Annotated in this window: 1 protein-coding gene and 1 pseudogene; both read left to right on the top strand. The window is 69.2% G+C overall.

Features of this window, described 5'->3' with window-relative positions:
- Nucleotides 1-39 precede the first annotated feature (39 nt).
- Nucleotides 40-726, top strand: coding sequence for a GntR family transcriptional regulator (locus LGR54_RS25630; protein ID WP_230364784.1), 687 nt, complete (start codon nucleotides 40-42; stop codon nucleotides 724-726).
- A gap of 2 nt (nucleotides 727-728) precedes the next feature.
- Nucleotides 729-919, top strand: a pseudogene (locus tag LGR54_RS25635) (flavin reductase); the annotation flags it as partial.

Raw genomic sequence — 919 nt, forward strand, 5'->3', positions numbered from 1 at the left:
GCCAAGGGGAAAGGTCCGCCCCCGGCCGAGCACGGGGCGATCTCCCGTACCGAAGCGGTTCAGGACGCGCTTCGCCAAGCCATCATCGAGCAGCGGCTCCAGCCGGGAGCCAAGCTCCCGGAGGACGCCATCGGCGACGCCTTCGGCACCAGCCGCACCATTGCGCGCGAGGCGCTCGGCCGCCTCGCCGTCGAAGGACTGGTCGAGTTGAAACCCAATCGCGGCGCCTTCGTCGCCAATCCCAGCCTCGATGAGGGGCGCGACGTGTTCGTCGTCCGCCGGGGTCTCGAGCGCATCGTCACCGAATGCCTTGCCGGCAGACTGAAGCCGGACGAGATCGCCGTGCTGCGCGACCATGTCGCCCGCGAGCACGAGGTTTCCGGCCGCAACGAGGTGGAATCGATCCGCCTCGCCGGCGAATTCCACCTGCTGCTGGCGCGGCTGACCGGCAATCAGGTGCTGATCCGCTACGTGACCGAGGTGGTGTCGCGCTGCTCGCTGATCCTCGCCATGTATGGCCGCCCGCACTCCTCCGACTGCGGCGTCAGCGAGCATGGCGAGATCGTCGACGCGCTGATCGCCGGCAATGCCGCCCGCGCCGCCGAACTGATGGACCATCATCTCGCCGCCGTCGCCAGTCGCGCGCTGCTGCAGGAGAAGGTCGAGCGCGACATCCGCGACGTGCTTGCCCCCTATGCCGCCCGGATCAAGGGGCTCGAGGCATGAGCATGCACACGGACCCGGCCGCCGACACCGTCGGCTTCGACTTCCGCGCACTCGGCGAGCGCGAGCGCTACAAGCTGATGATCGGCACCATCGTGCCGCGCCCGATCGCGCTGGTGACGACGGTGGACCCGCAGGGGCGGGTGAACGCGGCGCCGTTCAGCTTCTTCAACTGCCTCTCCGCCGATCCGCCGAT

The sequence above is a fragment of the Ancylobacter sp. Lp-2 genome, from assembly GCF_020523795.1.
GTDB lineage: Bacteria > Pseudomonadota > Alphaproteobacteria > Rhizobiales > Xanthobacteraceae > Ancylobacter.